The organism is Pseudomonas sp. B414 (genome assembly GCF_055408445.1).
In genome coordinates this window covers 25,929-43,014 of the sequence record NZ_JBUZTQ010000009.1, presented here as the reverse complement: position 1 = coordinate 43,014, position 17,086 = coordinate 25,929, and the positions used below count along the sequence as shown (strand labels likewise).

The 17,086-nt window shown below is 59.8% G+C and carries 16 protein-coding genes; 9 read left to right on the top strand and 7 right to left on the bottom strand.

Annotated features, from left to right (window positions below; translation table 11 throughout):
* Positions 1-89: 89 nt before the first annotated feature.
* The gene (locus ACZRMH_RS10215) at positions 90-779 is read left to right on the top strand and encodes an energy-coupling factor ABC transporter permease (RefSeq protein WP_464013342.1); all 690 of its coding nucleotides are present in this window, start codon (positions 90-92) and stop codon (positions 777-779) included.
* A 98-nt stretch (positions 780-877) separates the two neighbouring features.
* Here the strand turns inward: ACZRMH_RS10215 and yacG are convergent, their stop codons facing one another.
* From yacG to ACZRMH_RS10195, 4 genes are read right to left on the bottom strand one after another with little or no spacing between them, the layout of a single operon-like run.
* Positions 878-1,081 (bottom strand): DNA gyrase inhibitor YacG, encoded by a 204-nt coding sequence (gene yacG / locus ACZRMH_RS10210; protein ID WP_464013341.1) that lies wholly within the window; start codon positions 1,079-1,081, stop codon positions 878-880.
* Complete coding sequence (coaE, locus tag ACZRMH_RS10205; RefSeq protein WP_464013340.1) at positions 1,078-1,701, bottom strand: dephospho-CoA kinase; 624 nt, start codon at positions 1,699-1,701, stop codon at positions 1,078-1,080. The genes yacG and coaE overlap by 4 nt, the downstream gene beginning before the upstream one ends.
* A 1-nt stretch (position 1,702) precedes the next feature.
* Complete coding sequence (locus tag ACZRMH_RS10200) at positions 1,703-2,563, bottom strand: prepilin peptidase (protein WP_464013339.1); 861 nt, start codon at positions 2,561-2,563, stop codon at positions 1,703-1,705.
* Positions 2,564-2,565: 2 nt separating this feature from the next.
* Positions 2,566-3,783 carry a type II secretion system F family protein gene (locus ACZRMH_RS10195; RefSeq protein ID WP_464013338.1) on the bottom strand — a complete coding sequence of 406 codons (1,218 nt, stop codon included), beginning with the start codon at positions 3,781-3,783 and terminating at the stop codon, positions 2,566-2,568.
* A gap of 211 nt (positions 3,784-3,994) precedes the next feature.
* Here ACZRMH_RS10195 and ACZRMH_RS10190 point away from each other — a divergent pair, with 211 nt between their 5' ends.
* The 3 genes from ACZRMH_RS10190 (at position 3,995) to ACZRMH_RS10180 (ending at position 6,749) form a co-directional block, all read left to right on the top strand.
* A complete protein-coding gene (locus ACZRMH_RS10190) occupies positions 3,995-4,402 on the top strand; it encodes a pilin (protein ID WP_464013337.1) in 408 nt (135 codons plus the stop codon).
* A gap of 356 nt (positions 4,403-4,758) precedes the next feature.
* On the top strand, positions 4,759-6,249 hold the full coding sequence (locus ACZRMH_RS10185) for an AlkA N-terminal domain-containing protein (protein WP_464013336.1): 1,491 nt from the start codon (positions 4,759-4,761) through the stop codon (positions 6,247-6,249).
* A 2-nt stretch (positions 6,250-6,251) separates the two neighbouring features.
* Positions 6,252-6,749 carry a methylated-DNA--[protein]-cysteine S-methyltransferase gene (locus ACZRMH_RS10180; protein ID WP_464013335.1) on the top strand — a complete coding sequence of 166 codons (498 nt, stop codon included), beginning with the start codon at positions 6,252-6,254 and terminating at the stop codon, positions 6,747-6,749.
* Positions 6,750-6,887: 138 nt separating this feature from the next.
* Here the strand turns inward: ACZRMH_RS10180 and nadC are convergent, their stop codons facing one another.
* The gene (nadC, locus tag ACZRMH_RS10175) at positions 6,888-7,736 is read right to left on the bottom strand and encodes a carboxylating nicotinate-nucleotide diphosphorylase (protein WP_464013334.1); all 849 of its coding nucleotides are present in this window, start codon (positions 7,734-7,736) and stop codon (positions 6,888-6,890) included.
* A 402-nt stretch (positions 7,737-8,138) separates the two neighbouring features.
* Between nadC and ACZRMH_RS10170 the strand changes: the two genes are divergently transcribed.
* The 3 genes from ACZRMH_RS10170 (at position 8,139) to ampE (ending at position 11,046) form a co-directional block, all read left to right on the top strand.
* Positions 8,139-9,566 carry a DUF1631 family protein gene (locus ACZRMH_RS10170; protein ID WP_464013333.1) on the top strand — a complete coding sequence of 476 codons (1,428 nt, stop codon included), beginning with the start codon at positions 8,139-8,141 and terminating at the stop codon, positions 9,564-9,566.
* Positions 9,567-9,649: 83 nt separating this feature from the next.
* Positions 9,650-10,213 (top strand): 1,6-anhydro-N-acetylmuramyl-L-alanine amidase AmpD, encoded by a 564-nt coding sequence (ampD, locus tag ACZRMH_RS10165; RefSeq protein ID WP_464013332.1) that lies wholly within the window; start codon positions 9,650-9,652, stop codon positions 10,211-10,213.
* A complete protein-coding gene (ampE, locus tag ACZRMH_RS10160; RefSeq protein ID WP_464013331.1) occupies positions 10,210-11,046 on the top strand; it encodes a regulatory signaling modulator protein AmpE in 837 nt (278 codons plus the stop codon). The genes ampD and ampE overlap by 4 nt, the downstream gene beginning before the upstream one ends.
* A gap of 107 nt (positions 11,047-11,153) precedes the next feature.
* Here the strand turns inward: ampE and ACZRMH_RS10155 are convergent, their stop codons facing one another.
* Positions 11,154-11,936: a TatD family hydrolase gene (locus ACZRMH_RS10155; RefSeq protein WP_464013330.1), complete on the bottom strand. Its 783-nt coding sequence runs from the start codon at positions 11,934-11,936 to the stop codon at positions 11,154-11,156.
* Positions 11,937-11,938: 2 nt separating this feature from the next.
* Complete coding sequence (cra, locus tag ACZRMH_RS10150) at positions 11,939-12,934, bottom strand: catabolite repressor/activator (protein WP_464013329.1); 996 nt, start codon at positions 12,932-12,934, stop codon at positions 11,939-11,941.
* 339 nt (positions 12,935-13,273) lie between these two features.
* Here cra and ptsP point away from each other — a divergent pair, with 339 nt between their 5' ends.
* Positions 13,274-16,135 (top strand): phosphoenolpyruvate--protein phosphotransferase, encoded by a 2,862-nt coding sequence (gene ptsP / locus ACZRMH_RS10145; protein ID WP_464013328.1) that lies wholly within the window; start codon positions 13,274-13,276, stop codon positions 16,133-16,135.
* Positions 16,135-17,076 carry a 1-phosphofructokinase gene (gene pfkB, locus ACZRMH_RS10140; RefSeq protein ID WP_464013327.1) on the top strand — a complete coding sequence of 314 codons (942 nt, stop codon included), beginning with the start codon at positions 16,135-16,137 and terminating at the stop codon, positions 17,074-17,076. Before ptsP ends, pfkB begins: the two co-directional genes overlap by 1 nt.
* Positions 17,077-17,086: the final 10 nt, after the last annotated feature.

Genomic DNA, 17,086 nt, shown 5'->3' with positions numbered 1-17,086 from the left:
ACAGGTGTTACTGAAAGTCCGGGTGTAGACTCAGGCACATCCAACAGGGAGGGTTGAGCGGTGTGTTTTGACAAGGTCGGGCAGGACAGATGATTAGTGCACAGGTGTTATCCACACAAACGCTGACGATTGGCTGGCTGATCTATGCACCCGTTGTGTTATGGGCCATCTGGCGCGCGCCCTGGGTTGAGCTGTTTGCCGACACGCGGCGTCAGCACCTGTTGTTTGGCACGGTGTTCGGGCTGTTTTTGCTATGGCTGGTACGCCGTGATTTTGAGGGCGGGGTGTCTTATCACTTTATTGGCCTGACGGTGGTCACCTTGCTGCTCGACTGGCCGCTTGCGCTTGTCGGTGCGCTTGTGGCGCAAGTCGGGCTGGTGCTGCTGGGGCGCCAGGATCTGGCCGCGATGGGCGTCAATGGCGTGTTGCTGATTGTGTTGCCGATCGCCGTGACCGAAGGGTGTGCGCGCATGGTCGAGCGGGCGCAGCCGCGTAATCCCTTTGTGTATATCTTTTGTTCGGGTTTTTTTGCCGCAGCGTTGGCGGCGTTGCTCTGTGTACTGACTGTACTGGGGGTTTTGTGGCTGGACGGGTTGTTTGCGATGCCGGAGTGGCTGGAAGACTTTATCGGCTATCTGTGGCTGATCATTTTCCCCGAGGCGTTTATCAACGGGATGCTGGTGACGGCACTGGTGGTGTTCTGCCCGGAATGGCTTGAGACTTTCAACCGCACCCGTTATCTCGCGGCACCCTGGAAGGATGATGGGGAAAACCTGTAGTCGCTGCCGCAGGCTGCGATAAGGACCGCAGGGCCTTCAAAAAACGGCTTGCTTCGCAATCCTTCGCAGCCTGCGGCAGCGACTACAGGATTTGGCTGTTAATGAAAGCGCTCGCTCAAATCCTCGGAAAACAGATCATCTTCAGCATCCGGGCTGACCGGAATCTTGTGTTCTTCGCTGGCCCAGGCACCCAGGTCGATCAGTTTGCAGCGGTCCGAGCAGAACGGGCGGAAAGCGTTGGTGGTATCCCATTGCACGGCTGTGCCACAGGTCGGGCAGTCGATGGTCATAGGTTTGGTCATGGTTGGCCTCCACGCAAAGTTAAATAAAAGTGATGCAGGCGCTCGACTTCAGTCTGCAGCGCCTTCAGATCCTTGTCATTGACCAGCACATCGTCAGCGTGGCGAAGGCGATCTTCGCGGCTGGCCTGTGCCTTGAGAATGGCCTGGACTTGCTGTTCGCTGGTGTTGTCGCGCAATAGCGTGCGCTGGATCTGCAAGTCTTGCGGTGCATCGATCACCAACACACGCTGGGTTGTCGTGTACTGGCCAGACTCGATCAGCAGCGGCGAAACCAGAATGGCGTAAGGCGATTGGGCCTGCGCCAGATTGCTCGCTATTTCTTCACGAATCAGCGGGTGCAGCAGTGCTTCAAGCCAGCGGCGTTGCTCGGGGTCGGTAAAGATCAGGTTGCGCAAGGCGCCGCGATCGAGCTGCCCGTCGGCTTGCAGCACCTTGGCACCAAAGTGTCCGGCAATGCTGGCCAGCGCCGGGCGACCCGGCTCCACGACCCAGCGCGCAGCATGATCGGCGTCCACCACGTGTATGCCCAGCGCGGCAAAGTGCTCGGCAGCGGCACTTTTGCCACTGCCGATACCGCCGGTAAGCCCGAGAATCCAGGGTTTGGAGGGTGGTGTCATCATGTCAAACCGAAACCTGCCAATAGAAGCCGGTTATTTGACCACCCCAGAGCAATGCAATCCAGCCGGCAATTGCCAGATAGGGTGCAAAGGGAATCGGACTCGTGGTTTTGGCCCGACGCAAGGCCAGGAGTCCCAGCCCTACAGCGGCCCCCAGCAGCGAAGACAGGAGGATGGTCAGGGGTAGAACCGTAACTCCGCCCCAGGCCCCGATCAAGGCCAGCAGCTTGAAGTCGCCGTAGCCCATACCGTCCTTGCCGGTGATCAGTTTGAAAATCCAGAATACCGACCACAGGCTTGCATAGCCCAGCGCCGCGCCCCATACCGCCTGCCCCAGGGTCGTGAACAGGGAGAAGCTGTTAAGCAACAACCCCAGCCAGAGCAAAGGAAAAACCAGCACATCGGGTACGATTTGGTGCTCGGCATCGATCAGGCAAATGGCGAGCAAGCCCCAGAGCAGCAGAAGCATCCAGCCCGCTTGCGCGCCAAAGCCGAAATGCCAGGCGACAAAAGCCGACAACAGCCCACAGGCCAGTTCCGTGAGGGGGTAGCGCAGGCCGATGGCGGTTTTGCACTGCGAGCACTTGCCACGCAAAAACAGAAAGCTGAGCAGCGGAATGTTTTCCCAGGCCCGCAGTGAATGCTGGCAGTTGGGGCAGTGGGAGCGGGGGCGCATCAAGTTATACACAGGGCCCTTGGCCGGCTCGGGTAAACCCAGCAGTTCGCGGGCCTGGGCCTGCCAGTCCTGTTCAAGCATTTTGGGCAGGCGCCACACCAGCACATTGATAAAACTGCCCACCAGCAAGCCGAGTAGCAGGGCACAGGCGATAAAAGCGTCCGGATGACGGCTCAGGAAATCAATCATGCTCAGATCACTCGGCCCAGGTTGAATATCGGCAAATACATGGCAATGACCAGCCCGCCAACCATGACTCCAAGTACCACCATGATTATCGGCTCCATCAACGTTGTCAGGTTATCGACCAGCGTGTCGACCTCGCTTTCATAATAGGCGGCAACGTGGTCGAGCATATCGTCCAATGTGCCGGATTCTTCGCCAATCGCTGTCATCTGAATCGCCATGCCAGGGAAAACCCCGACAGCGCTCATCGCCACATGGATCTGGCTACCCGTTGCCACCTGCTGCCTGAGTCGCAGTACTGCTTCCTTGTACAGGCTGTTGCCCGTGGCGCTGGCTACAGCATTCAGTGCATCCAGCAGTGGCACTCCGGCAGCCAGGGTAGTCGACAACGTGCGGGCAAAACGGGCCATGACCGACATGTGCAGCAGGTTACCCACGAGGGGCAACTTCAGCAGCCAGCGATCCAGGCGCTGGCGCAGGGTTGTGCAGTGTTTATAGCGATGGCGAAGGCCGGCAAGGGCAATGCCCGGAAAAAATAGCAGCCACAGTCCATACCCTTGCAGCAGATCCGAGAGCCCGATCACCCACAAGGTAAATACAGGCAGTTGTGCGTCGAAAGAGCGGAAGATGCCCTGGAATTGCGGTACTACTTTGATCAACAAAATGGCGCACACCCCCAACGCCACCAAGAGTACGGCGCCGGGATAGGTCATGGCCTTTTTGATTTTATTTTTCAGGGCTGCGGCCTTTTCCCTGTAGCTCGCTAGCCGTTGCAGCACTACGTCCAGAGCTCCGGCCAGCTCGCCAGCTTCAACGAGGCTGCAAAACAGCGGGTCGAAATGGGTCGGCTGCTTGCGCAGCGCTGCCGTCAGGCTGGTCCCTGAGCCGATGTCCTGTTTGAGCGCCGTCACCTGCTGGCGCATGGCTCGGCTGTCAAAACCGCTGGCGATAGCCTCCAGGGCTTGCAGCAACGGGATACCTGCGCTGATCAGGGTGGCCAGTTGGCGCGTGAAGAGGGTGATATCCAGCGCCGTGACAGATTTGCCCGCAGTGAGCTGGCGATCTGCATGGCGGCGGATTTTACTAATCGTAATACCTTGGCGGCGTAGCAGGACCCTGATCATTGCGTGGCTGTCAGCCGTGATTTGGCCATGGGTTTTAGCCCCGTTCAGATCAGTGCCTTCCCATTGATAAACGCTGCTTTTCGCGGCCTGTGTTGCCATGTATGCGTCCCTGGAGCGCCGTGCGCCCGACTGTGCTGTGAGTCTCAAAGACTAGTTGCACTGAGCCTGGGTTCGAGCACTTGAGCGTGTCCAAAGGTGTCTGCGATGCAGTTGTGGAGCAACGGCCCACTAACCTTGATAGCCTGTGCGCACTTTTCTGGCTGCACAGCACTGCCCGGCACCTGCAGGTGCCCATTTTTGGAGACTCCCTGTGAAACAACAACAAGGCTTCACCCTGATCGAACTGATGATCGTGGTTGCGATTATTGGTCTGATCGCTTCATTTGCATTTCCGGCTTACCACGAGCACGTGATGAAGACCCGTTTTGCCGAGGTGAACACCATCAGCAACACCTACAAGACGGCCGTCGCCCTGTGTTACAGCCAGACCAATGATCTGATGGCCTGTGATGCGGGCACCAATGGCATCCCGGGCCCGGCCGCAGCCACTGAAAACCTGGCGGCTGGCATGACGGTCGTAGATGGTGTGATTACCATGGCGGGGACTCAGGCTGCAGGCGGTTGGGTCAGCGTGTTGGTGCCGAATGTGAGCACGTCTGGCGGCACCCTGACCTGGACGCAAAACGGCAACTGCCTGGAAAACGGTGCCTGTAAATAGCCGATGATTGCCGCAATGCTGTTCACTTAAGAGCAACGCCACTCCCACAGAGTTAGAAATCGCTTAAGTGAACAACATTGCGATGATTGCCGGGTTTTTCCGGTGGTGCTAGTTTTATATTAGCCCGTGCAAGGGGCTGCACTCAGGCGGTGATGAGGGCTGTCACTGCGCCAGTTGCTGTAAATATCAGTGGCCAGGTTTAGAGGTGTCGAGTCTGTCCAAGGTGTTAGATGGTTTGCAGGTCATTGCAGGAATCGTGCTGTGCAATCGCGGGCCAGGACTTGCCTGACTGACGGCCCACATTGACGTCCGAAAATGGCGAGAACCGGTAAAAGCGCGGTGCTATTCTGCGGCCCATGAACATAGATAACAGCCTGTCTACGCCCAGCACCGCCGCCTGCGAAATCGCTCGCCTGAGCCGCGATGCGCGGTTTGACGGGGTGTTTTTTACCGCTGTGCTCAGTACCCGGATCTACTGCCGCCCGGTATGCCCGGCCCGCCCGCCCAAAGCTGAAAACGTGGTCTATTACCCCAGCGCGGCAGCAGCTCAGGCCCAGGGCTTTCGCCCCTGTTTGCGCTGTCGGCCCGAGCTGGCGCCGGGTAATCAGCTTTGGTTGCAGGGCGAGCATCTGGTGTCGCGAGCATTGAAGCTTATCAACGAAGGGTATCTGGCCGAGCACTCGCTGGAGGGGCTGGCCGAGCGCATGAATATTGGTGCCCGGCAATTGCGTCGCCTGTTCGTTCAGTACCTGGGGGCACCGCCGATGGCCGTGCATTCCACCCAGCGTCTGCTGTTTGCCAAGCAACTGTTGAGCGAAACCGATCTGTCGATCACTGAAGTGGCGATGGCCTCTGGTTTTGGCAGCCTGCGTCGTTTCAATGCGGCTTTTGCCGAAGCCAATCATGCCGAGCCACGTGCCTTCAGGCGCAGTCCGAAGGCACGGGCGGACAAGGCGCTGGTATTGCGCCTGGGCTATCGTCCGCCTTACGACTTCGCGGCCTTGCTGGGGTTTCTGCAGACCCGGGCCCTGCCCGGTGTCGAACAGGTCGATGGCCACAGTTATCAGCGGGTGTTTGGCAGTGCCGATGCACCCGGCTGGCTACGGGTCAGTGCCTGGCCGGGTGAGCAGCATGCCTTGCAACTGGAGCTGCGCAATGTTGCCCCAAGCCAGATGCTGGGAGTGGTCACGCGAATCCGGCGCATGTTCGATCTGGACGCCGACCCGCTGGCCATTGCCCGAACCTTGAGCACCAGCCCGCTGCTGGCGCCAGTGCTCGAGCGTTATCCGGGACTGCGCTTGCCCGGTGGTTGGGACGGGTTTGAAGTGGCGGTGCGCGCCGTGTTGGGTCAGCAAGTCAGCGTGGCCGCAGCGCGCACCCTGGCCAGTCGTATCGTGCAGCGCTATGGTATTGCCATTGAAACTGATGCAGGTTCGGGGCTCGATCGGCTGTTCCCCGGCCCCGAGCAACTGGCGCAAGCCGACCTTGGGCAGATGGGCATTACCCAGGCACGGATCAATACGATCCAGGGGATTGCTCGCGCACTGACAGAGGGGCGCGTTGACTTTGCCGTTGAGCAACCTCTGGAGCGTTTTATCAGCCGCTGGGTGCAACTGCCCGGCATTGGCGAATGGACCGCGCATTACATTGCCATGCGCGTACTTAAACACCCCGATGCTTTCCCGGCCGCCGACCTGATCCTGCGCCGCGAAGCCAACCCCCAGGGTGATCCCCTAAGCACCAAAGCGCTGCAGGCCCTGGCTGAAAGCTGGCGTCCGTGGCGGGCCTATTCCGTGATGTATTTATGGCGCGCCGCTACCGACTCGGCGGCTGCACGCAAGGTGTGAACATGACGCAGATTTACTACGAACAAATGCCATCACCGATTGGCCCGCTGTTTTTGGTCGCCGATGATGAAGGGCTGCGCGAAGTGCGTTTCGAGTTGGAGCGTCGGGCGCACGCGCCGCAGGATGGCTGGGTGCATTCGGCGCAAAAGCTTGCCGAGGTTCGCCGTCAGCTGGAGGAGTATTTTGCGGGAGAGCGTTTGACGTTCGACCTGTTCCTCAAGCCGCAGGGCACCGACTTTCAGCAGTCGGTATGGCACGCGCTGACCACCATTCCCTATGCGGTAACCACCAGTTACGGCCAGATTTCACAGCAAATTCAGCGGCCCAAGGCATCCCGCGCAGTGGGGGCAGCTAACGGGCGCAACCCGATCCCGATCATCATCCCGTGCCACCGGGTGATTGGCAGCAATGGTACGTTGACCGGTTTCGCCGGCGGCCTGGCGGCCAAGCAATGGCTGCTTGAACATGAAATGAAATGCCAGGGTTTGGTGTTGTCTTAGACGCGCTAAAGAGCTTGGGGGAGCGGGCTTGCTCGTGATGGCATCCACCCGGAGTGCCTGACACACCGTGTTGTGCCTGCATCGCGAGCAAGCCCGCTCCCACAGGGAGATACCGAGGCTGGCGGGGAGTCGAGCTGTTTAGAGGCTCAAGCGCATCGACAAATCCACTGCCTTCACATCCTTGGTCATGGCACCGATGGAGATATAGTCCACGCCGGTTTCGGCGATCGGGCGCAAGGTCGATTCGTTGATGCCGCCGCTGGCTTCCAGCTTGGCTTTGCCCGCATTGAGGCGAACGGCTTCACGCATATCATCCAGGCTCAGTTCGTCGAGCATGATGATATCGGCGCCTGCTGCCAGCGCTTCCTTGAGTTCGGCCAGGTCTTCGACTTCGATCTCTACCGGCTTGCCAGGGGCAATCTTGTGCGCAGCGCTGATGGCCTGGGCGATGCCGCCGCAGGCTGCGATATGGTTTTCCTTGATCAAAAAAGCGTCGTACAGCCCGATCCGGTGATTGTGGCAACCCCCGCATGTCACCGCGTATTTCTGCGCCATACGCAGACCGGGCAGGGTTTTGCGGGTGTCCAGCAGCTTGACCTGGGTGTCGGCCACCTGATCGGCCAGGTATTGGGCATGGGTAGCAACGCCTGACAGCATCTGCAGAAAGTTCAGCGCGCTACGTTCGCCGCTGAGCAGCGAGCGGGCTGGCCCTTCAAGGTGAAACAGCACCTGGTTGGGGCTCACTCGCTCGCCATCGGCCACTTGCCAATGCACGGCAACCCGAGGGTCAAGCTGGCGAAACACAGTGTCGACCCAGGCGGTACCGCTGATGACAGCCGCTTCACGGGTAATGATCGTGGCTTTGGCCAGACGCTCGGCCGGGATCAGCCGTGCAGTGATATCGCCGCTGCCAATGTCTTCGGCTAACGCACGACGCACGTTGGCTTCAATTTCGGCAGTGAGGTCGGCCAGGCGTAAATTCGGCATAACGAGCTCCACAAACAAAGTGCGCCGATTATAGGGGCATGCCACGGGGGAACCCAAGGTGTGCGAAGAGTCACATGCAAATACCTGCAATGTGCTGTTTTCGGCACTTTGAGGATTAATTTCACCCTTCGATCACTCAAATGAAGAGTCCACTGGTACAAGCGCCATCTTTTACAAGATAATCCGCCTTGCGATTGGCGCCATAGCTTTGACGTGCTGCCATTGCCCTTAAATTCGATAAACCGGCCAGTGCTCGAGCGCCCGCCGGTTTCTGTTTGTGAGCGTCTAAAAATGGCTCTGACCACGCGCGTTCACTGGCAAGCGAAGAGACCCTTCAGGGAGGCCAGGATGCAAAATGACGGGAAAGTGGGGTCTGTACACGGGACTGCCACGGAGTTGGCGATGCATTCGCCGCTTGCCCGCCTGCCTGTGATCCTGCTGCAGGTACACGACAAGGCGGCCCAGCAGCTCAGAAACAACTTGCAGGTACTGTTCGAGAACGCCGACGCCACTCTCTTCAAAATGGCTGACAAGGCGCAGAACAACACCGAGCAGAGCCTTTTTTTTGAAGCCATGCGCGATGTGCGGCTTAAACGCAAAAACATCGAGCGTGGTTTTCTTGAGCGCTTGTTTGAAGCGTTTATGCGCCTGACTCAACCCAATCTGCAGGGAATTGCTCCGGAGCAAGCAGTGTTCTCGCTGATGGCCGATGATCTTGAGCGCACCCAAGTGACCCATGCGATGGTGACGCGGGTGCTGACCCGCAGTCAGTTGGTCTTGTGCCAGTTGAGCACGCGCCTCAATACCCTCAGCTGTGTGCCGCTGGATGAGCACAACAACCCGTTGGGCCCGGCGATGTTGTGCGAGTATTTTTTGCAGGCCAAGCGTGAGCAAGGCATGGACATCAAGGTCAAGCTGATCATGATGCGATTGTTCGAGAAGTACCTGCTTGACCAGACCGGGCAACTGTACGCCGATGCCAACCAGCTATTGATCGCCACGGGCGTACTGCCTGATCTGTCCGACCGGGCTTCGTGCTGCGCCGCAAAAGTGGGCATCCATGCGCAAGAGCTGCCTGAGGCCAGCGAAGATGCGAGCAAACTGGTAGGGCTTATATTTGAGTACGTCAGCGATGACGGCAATCTCTCGCAACCGTTGAGGAAATTGCTCGCGCTCTTGCGTGAACCAATGCTGCAGATCGCCCAATGCGATCAGAATTTTTTCAGCTGTGACAGCCACCCGGCCCGGCGCCTGCTCAACGTGATGGCCGATGCTGCCATCGGTTGGGACGCCAGCACCGATAGCCGCAACGATCCGCTGTATCGCAAAGTCGAGCATGTGGTGCTGCAATTGGCCCGATATGCCGGTAATAACCCGGCGTTGCTTGAATCCTTGTTGCACGACTTTTCGATGTTTACCCGTGGCGAGCGCAGTCGCGCCGAGTTGCTAGAGCAGCGAACCCGCGACGCCGAGCAGGCGAGTCGGCGCTCGGCCCAACAGCCCGATCCGGTGCAGCCATGGCCATTGCCCGCTCTCGATGAACAGGGCCATCTGGGCTTGCTGTTGGTCAGCCAGTTGCGTATCGGTACCTGGATCGAGTTGCAGGAGGAGGATGGCACGCGTCTGCGCTGCAAGCTGATCACGATTATGGAACCCGATGGCATGCATGTTTTTGTTAACCGGACCGGGGCCAAGGTGCTGGAAAAAAGCCGTACCGACTTGATCGTCCAGCTGCGCAACGGCACGATCCTGATGCTGGATGAGCGGCTGCTGATCGACCGGGCCCTGGAGTCGGTGATAGACAGTCTGCGCCAGTCCGGTAGCGAATAAACGGGTACAAAGCAGATTGCTCCCCATCGGTGCGTTCATCGCGGCATACTGGGCCTTTGGTTTTGCCTGTTGAAGGAGCCTGTATGCAGATGGACCCCGCGAGCGGCTGGTTTCAGGGTGTGCGCCATTGCCCGTCGCCCAATTTCAATGCGCGCCCGAGCGACGAAATCTCTCTGCTGGTTATCCACAACATCAGTTTGCCGCCGGGGCAGTTCGGCACGGGCAAGGTGCAGGAGTTCTTCCAGAATCAACTGGACGTCACAGAACATCCTTACTTTGCGGGCATCATTGACCTGAAGGTAAGTGCGCATTTTCTGATTGAACGTGACGGCGCGGTCACCCAGTTTGTCTCTTGTCTTGATCGGGCGTGGCATGCAGGGGTTTCGAGCTTTGAGGGCCGTGACACCTGCAATGATTTTTCCCTGGGCATTGAGCTTGAGGGCACCGATGATCAGCCCTATACGGATGCGCAATATCAGGCGCTGACTGACTTGACCCGGCAATTGCAGGCGGCTTATCCGGCCATTACCGGGCCCCGGATCTGCGGCCATTGCGATGTGGCCCCGGGGCGCAAGACAGATCCGGGGCCGGCTTTTGACTGGATGCGCTTTCGCAGCGCGTTGCAGCACACAGGAGATAAGCAATGAGTTTTGTGGTGTTACTGCTGGCGATTCTGGTCGAGAAGTTCTCGGGTGTGCGTCAGCGCCTGCAGCGTGACGGTGGCTGGCTGCGCGAGCTGCACAAACTTGAAGCCAGCCCCAGACTGGCCAATAAGCCCTGGTGGGTATTGATCATCCTGATTGCCCTGCCTGCAGCGGTACTGGCCTTGCTGCTGGTGGTGCTGCACCCGGTGGCTTATGGTCTGCTGGCATTGCCGATACACCTGCTGGTGGTGATTTACAGCCTGGGGCGTGGCGACTTGCTGGCGGGGCTTGGGCCGTTTCGTGATGCCTGGCGCCGTGGTGATTTACAGGCCGCAAATCATGTCGCCGAGCGCGACCTGAGCATTACTGCGGACAGCGGCGAGCAACTGCTGGAGAAAGTGCAGGGCCATTTGTTGTGGCAGGCCTATCAAAGTTTCTTTGCCGTGATTTTCTGGTATTTCCTGCTGGGGCCGGTGGTGGTCTTGAGCTATCGCTTGCTGGCGCTGGCGGCAGAGCACAGCCAGAACCCTGCGCTGGTTGAGCGTGCCGAGCAATTGCGGCATGCCTTTGACTGGTTGCCGGTACGCTTGCTGGCGGCGAGTTTTGCTTTGGTGGGCAACTTCGCGGCAGTCAGCCGGGTGATGCTGCATGAGTTGCTGAGCTGGGATATCAGCGCTGCGCAATTGATCGACAAGGCCGGTTGTGCGGCCGCCGAGATTCCTGCACCGCAGGCCGGGCCTGAAGGCGTCAGCAGTCTCGACACCCTGTGGGCCTTGCTGCTGCGTGCGGCAGTGCTGTGGTATGCATGTTTTGCAGTGTGGGCGTTGTTGTTGTAACAACGCCAATCCTGTGGGAGCTGGCTTGCCTGCGATGCAAGCGACGCGGTTTGTCAGGTAAATCGCAGTGATGCTATCGCGAGCAAGCCCGCTCCCACAGGTTTTGTTCAGTCTTTCCAGCCGAACAACTCCCGCGCATTGGCCGTAGTCGCCTCGGCCAATCGCTCGGGGCTGATTCCCATCACTTCGGCCAGTGCCTGGCAAATATCGGGCAGGTGCTCCGGGCTGTTGCGCTGGTTGGGGTACATGGCAGGCGCCATATCGGGTGAATCGGTTTCCAGCACGATGGCGTCTAGCGGCAAATCGACAATTACCTTGCGCAGGCGCAATGCCTGGGGCCAGGTGGCGGCGCCGCCAAGGCCCAGTTTGAAGCCCAGCTTTATATACTCGCGAGCTTCCTCACGACTCCCTGCAAACGCATGCACAATTCCACCGCGCTGTAGCTTGAAGCGCTTCAGCGTTGCAATCACCTGTGCATGGCTGCGTCGTACATGGAGCAGGGCGGGCAGTTGAAAGTCGGCGGCCAATTGCAATTGTGCTTCAAACAGCTGTTGTTGAGCTTCGCGGTCGAGTTCCGGCAGAAAGTAGTCCAGACCGATTTCGCCCACGGCACACAGTTGTGGATGCGCCGCCAGACGACTCAGCCATTGCCCGAGTTCAGTCACATGCTCGGGGCGATGCTCATTGAGGTATACCGGATGCAATCCAAAGGCGGCATACAGCTGATGGTCGGTTTGCACCAGGTCCCACAGCCGTTGCCAGTTGCGCTGATAAACCCCCAGCACCACCATCTGCTCAACTCCCAAGGCTTTGCTGCGCGTCAGCAACTGCTGGCGGTCGGCGTCAAAGTCCGGGAAGTCGAGGTGGGTATGGCTGTCGATCAGTCCCATGTTCAGGCCTGGGGAATACGCTGTTTAAAGGTTCGGGCAATCGCGTGAATGCCGGGCTCATAGCATTGCTCTTCAATCGCTGCCAGGGCCAGGTTAAGGGCCTTTTCGGCAATCAACTTGTGCTGTTGACCCATGGCGTTGACCGGCAACGGCAGGAAGTCCAGCAACTGGGTGTCGCCAAAGGTGGCCAGGCGCGCAGGTGGCCGCTGGCTCGGGTGCTCCAGCAAAGCGTCGAACATCCCTTGCAACAGCACGTAGGACGTGGTGATCAACGCATCGGGGAAATGCCCCTGGCGTGCCAGCAAGTCATCGATGATCCGGCGTCCGCATTCGCGGCTGAAGGCCGTGCCGTGTTCGATCAGGACTTCGCCCTTGAACCCTTCGACGGCTTGTTTGAAGCCAGCCTCACGGGCCTGGCTGACGCTCAGCTCGGGGCGTGCGCCGATCAATACAATCTGCCGCGGCACAGGCTGCAACAGGCTGCGGGTCAATTGCAGGCTGGCTTCGCAGTCATCGCTGATCACCGAACAAAAACGCTCGGGTTCCAGGGTCCGGTCAATGGCAATGATCGGCATGCCCAGGTCCTGTAACTGGCGGTAGCTATCATCGTCGGCGGGCAAGCAACTGGCCACGAACAGGGCGTCGCAGCGGCGCGCACGAAACAGTTTGAGCAACTGGCGCTCGCTGTCCGGTGCATCGTCGGAGCTGGCGATCAGCAATTGATAGCCACGGGCGCGGGCACCTTGCTCTAGCTGCTTGGCCAGGCGCGCATAGCTGGGGTTTTCCAGGTCCGGGAGAATAAACCCCAAGGTACGCGTATGCCGGCTGCGCAGCCCGGCCGCTTGCGGGTTGGGAGTAAAACCGTGCTCCTCGACCACCGCGCGCACGCGCTCCACCGTGCTGCTGCTGATGCGCTGCTGCTCGGCTTTTCCATTGATGACATAGCTGGCAGTCGTTACAGAAACACCTGCCAAATGAGCGATATCACTGAGCTTCACGCCGAAAATTCCTTATTTTTTGTAGTACATGTCGACATTTTGGCCAATCCTAACCGATAAAGGCAGCCGACCATCGTCTGTCATGGCTGCGCTGGATTTATTTGCGACATCTGCCCGCTGATGCCAATCAATACGACAAGTTGGACTTCAAGCGCGGGCAATTATGCAGTAACGTGCCGGGTATTCTTGATTAAACGTTTCAGCAGGCGTTTTTAAAGGCACTTGTCCCGGTAGCGATGTGCTTGCCACGCATCCGCTGACATAGCCCGGGATGGGCAATCCTAAGCTGACTTATTCAAAACAATACCGGTGCCATTGAGTACCGGAAAAGGAGAACGCATGCTTGAGCTCACCATAGAGCAGATTTCCATGGGCCAGACGGCTGTGGACAAATCTGCGGCGCTGCAATTGCTTGCCGATAAACTGGTTGCCGATGGCCTGGTGGCTGAAGGTTATCTGAGCGGCTTGCAAGCGCGTGAGGCTCAGGGTTCGACCTTTTTGGGCCAGGGTATCGCCATCCCCCACGGTACACCTGAAACCCGTGAGCTGGTGTTTACCACGGGCGTGCGTTTGCTGCAGTTCCCCGAAGGGGTGGACTGGGGTGATGGTCAGATCGTGTACCTGGCCATCGGTATCGCGGCCAAGTCCGATGAGCACCTGCGTTTGCTGCAACTGCTGACCCGCGCCCTGGGTGAAACCGATCTGGGTGAAGCCCTGCGTCGCGCCAGTTCCGCTGAAGCCTTGCTCAAATTGCTGCAGGGCGCACCGCAAGAGCTGGCGCTGGATGCACAGATGATCGGCCTGGGCGTGTCAGCCGATGATTTTGAAGAGCTGGTATGGCGCGGCGCCCGTTTGTTGCGCCAGGCTGATTGCGTCAGCAATGGCTTTGCCGCCGTTTTGCAACAAGTGGATGCGCTGCCGCTGGGCGATGGCCTGTGGTGGTTGCACAGCGAACAAACCGTCAAGCGTCCGGGGCTGGCGTTTGTCACGCCTGACAAGCCGATGCGTTATCTGGGCCAGCCCCTGAGCGGGCTGTTTTGCCTGGCCAGCCTGGGTGAAGCTCATCAGGCTTTGCTGGAGCGTTTGTGTGCGCTGCTGATTGCCGGTCGCGGTCATGAACTGGGCAGTGCTACCAGCCGTCGCGCCGTACTCGAAGTGCTGGGTGGTGAGCTGCCGGCCGACTGGCCGAGTGCGCGTATTACCCTGGCTAACGCCCACGGTTTGCATGCGCGCCCGGCAAAAGTCCTCGCCCAATTGGCGAAAAGTTTTGCAGGCGAAATCCGCGTCAAAATCGTCGATGGCCAGGATTCGGCAGTCTCGGCCAAGAGCCTGAGCAAGTTGCTGAGCCTGGGTGCCCGTCGCGGTCAGGTGCTGGAATTTATCGCCGAGCCGGGCATTGCCAACGATGCATTGCCCGCGCTGCTGGCTGCGGTTGAGGAGGGGCTGGGGGAAGAGGTTGAGCCGCTGCCGACGGTGGCTGAGGCAGCGCCGGACGTGGCCGAAATCGCCACGCTGATCACCGCCCCTGCAGCAGGCAGTGTGGTGCAGGCGATTGCCGCATCACCCGGGATTGCCGTGGGCCCGGCGCATATTCAAGTGCTGCAAACTTTCGACTACCCGCTGCGTGGCGAGTCGTCGGTGGTTGAACGCGAGCGTCTGCAAAAGGCCTTGGGCGAGGTGCGCAAGGACATCGAAGGGCTGATTTCGCGTAGCCAGTCCCAGGCCATTCGGGAAATTTTCATCACCCACCAGGAAATGCTCGACGACCCGGAACTGACCGAGGAAGTCGATTCGCGTCTCAAGCAGGGTGAGAGCGCAGAAGCGGCGTGGATGTCGGTGATCGAAGCCGCCGCGCGTCAGCAGGAGTCCTTGCAGGATGCGCTGCTGGCCGAGCGTGCCGCCGATTTGCGGGATATTGGCCGCCGCGTGCTGGCCCAGTTGTGTGGCGTCGAAACCCCGGCCGAACCTGACCAGCCTTATGTGCTGGTGATGGATGAAGTAGGCCCCTCGGATGTGGCGCGCCTTGATCCTGCGCGGGTCGCGGGGATTCTGACCGCCCGTGGCGGCGCTACGGCGCACAGTGCCATCGTTGCCCGTGCGCTGGGTATTCCGGCCCTGGTTGGTGCTGGCGAGTCGGTGTTGCTGCTGGCGCCGGGCACGGAGCTGTTGATTGATGGTCAGCGCGGGCGCTTGCATGTGTCACCGGATGCCGACGCCTTGCAGCGTGCCACGCAAGAGCGCGACAGCCGCGAACAGCGTTTGCTGGCTGCCTGCGCTCAACGTCATGAACTGGCCGTCACCCGTGACGGTCACGCGGTTGAAGTGTTTGCCAACATCGGCGAAAGCAAAGGCGTCGCCAGCGCGGTGGAGCAGGGCGCAGAGGGCATTGGCCTGCTGCGCACCGAGCTGATTTTCATGGCTCACTCGCAAGTCCCGGATGAGGCCACCCAGGAAGCCGAATACCGCCGCGTACTCGATGGCCTGGCCGGGCGCCCGTTGGTGGTTCGCACCCTGGACGTGGGCGGCGACAAACCGCTGCCGTACTGGCCGATCGAGAAAGAAGAAAACCCGTTTTTGGGCGTGCGCGGTATCCGTCTTACCTTGCAGCGCCCGAAGGTCATGGAAAGCCAGCTGCGCGCGCTGCTGCGTTCGGCGGACAACCGCCCGCTGCGCATCATGTTCCCGATGGTCGGCAGCGTGGCGGAGTGGCGGGCTGCTCGTGACATGACCGAGCGTCTGCGCCTGGAAATTCCGGTGGCGGATCTGCAACTGGGGATCATGATCGAAGTCCCGTCCGCTGCCTTGCTGGCGCCAGTACTGGCCAAGGAAGTGGACTTTTTCAGCGTCGGTACCAATGACCTGACCCAGTACACCCTGGCTATCGACCGTGGCCATCCGACCTTGTCGGCCCAGGCCGACGGTCTGCACCCGGCGGTGCTGCAACTGATCGATATCACCGTGCGTGCCGCCCATGCCCATGGCAAGTGGGTTGGCGTGTGTGGCGAGCTGGCGGCCGACCCGCTGGCGGTACCGGTCTTGGTGGGCCTGGGTGTGGATGAACTGAGCGTTTCGGCGCGCAGCATCCCCGAGGTCAAGGCACGGGTTCGCGAATTGAGTATGGACCGCCTGAAAACCCTGGCCGCCGAAGCACTGAGCGTTGGCAGCCCGGATGAAGTTCGTGCGCTGGTGGAGGCGCTCTGATGGCCCGGATTCTGACCATTACCCCCAACCCGGCGCTGGATTTGACCGTGCGCCTCGGGCATCTGGAGCCGGGTGAAGTCAATCGCAGCCCGATGATGCTGACCCATGCTGCAGGCAAGGGCGTCAACGTCGCGCAGGTGTTGGCGGACCTTGGCCACACACTGACCGTGAGCGGCTTTTTGGGTGAAGACAACCCGCAGGCATTCGAGGCGTTGTTCAAGCGCCGTGGTTTTGTCGATGCCTTTATCCGCGTGCCGGGTGAAACCCGCAGCAATATCAAGCTTGCTGAAGACGATGGGCGCATTACCGACCTTAACGGGGCCGGGCCGCAAGTCAGTACTGAGGCGCAGCAAGCCTTGCTCGATACGCTGCAACGCATTGCTCCTGGCCATGACGCAGTGGTCGTCGCTGGCAGCTTGCCAGGTGGCGTAAGCCCGCAGTGGCTGCACGATCTGGTGCTGCGTTTGAAGGCCCAGGGCCTGAAAGTGATTCTGGACACCAGTGGCGAGGCCTTGAAACAAGGGCTGGCGGCTGGCCCGTGGCTGATCAAACCCAATACCGAAGAACTCAGTGACGCATTGGCCTGTGATATCAGCAGCCTTGAAGCCCAGATCGCCGCGGCCAGCCGCTTGCAGGCGCAAGGTGTCGAGCATGTGGTGATTTCCCACGGTGCTGACGGGGTTAACTGGTTCAGTCGCGCACCGGCCTTGCAGGCATTGCCGCCCAAGGTCAGCGTCGCCAGCACGGTGGGCGCGGGTGACTCACTGCTGGCGGGCATGGTCCACGGCTTGCTCAGCGGCCATAGCCCCGAACAGACCCTGCGCACAGCCACCGCCATTGCGGCCATGGCGGTCACTCAAATCGGTTTTGGTATCAGCGATGCGGCGCACCTGGCGACGCTCGAAAGTGGCGTACGCGTTCGCCCCCTGACAGAAGAATAAGAGGGATACA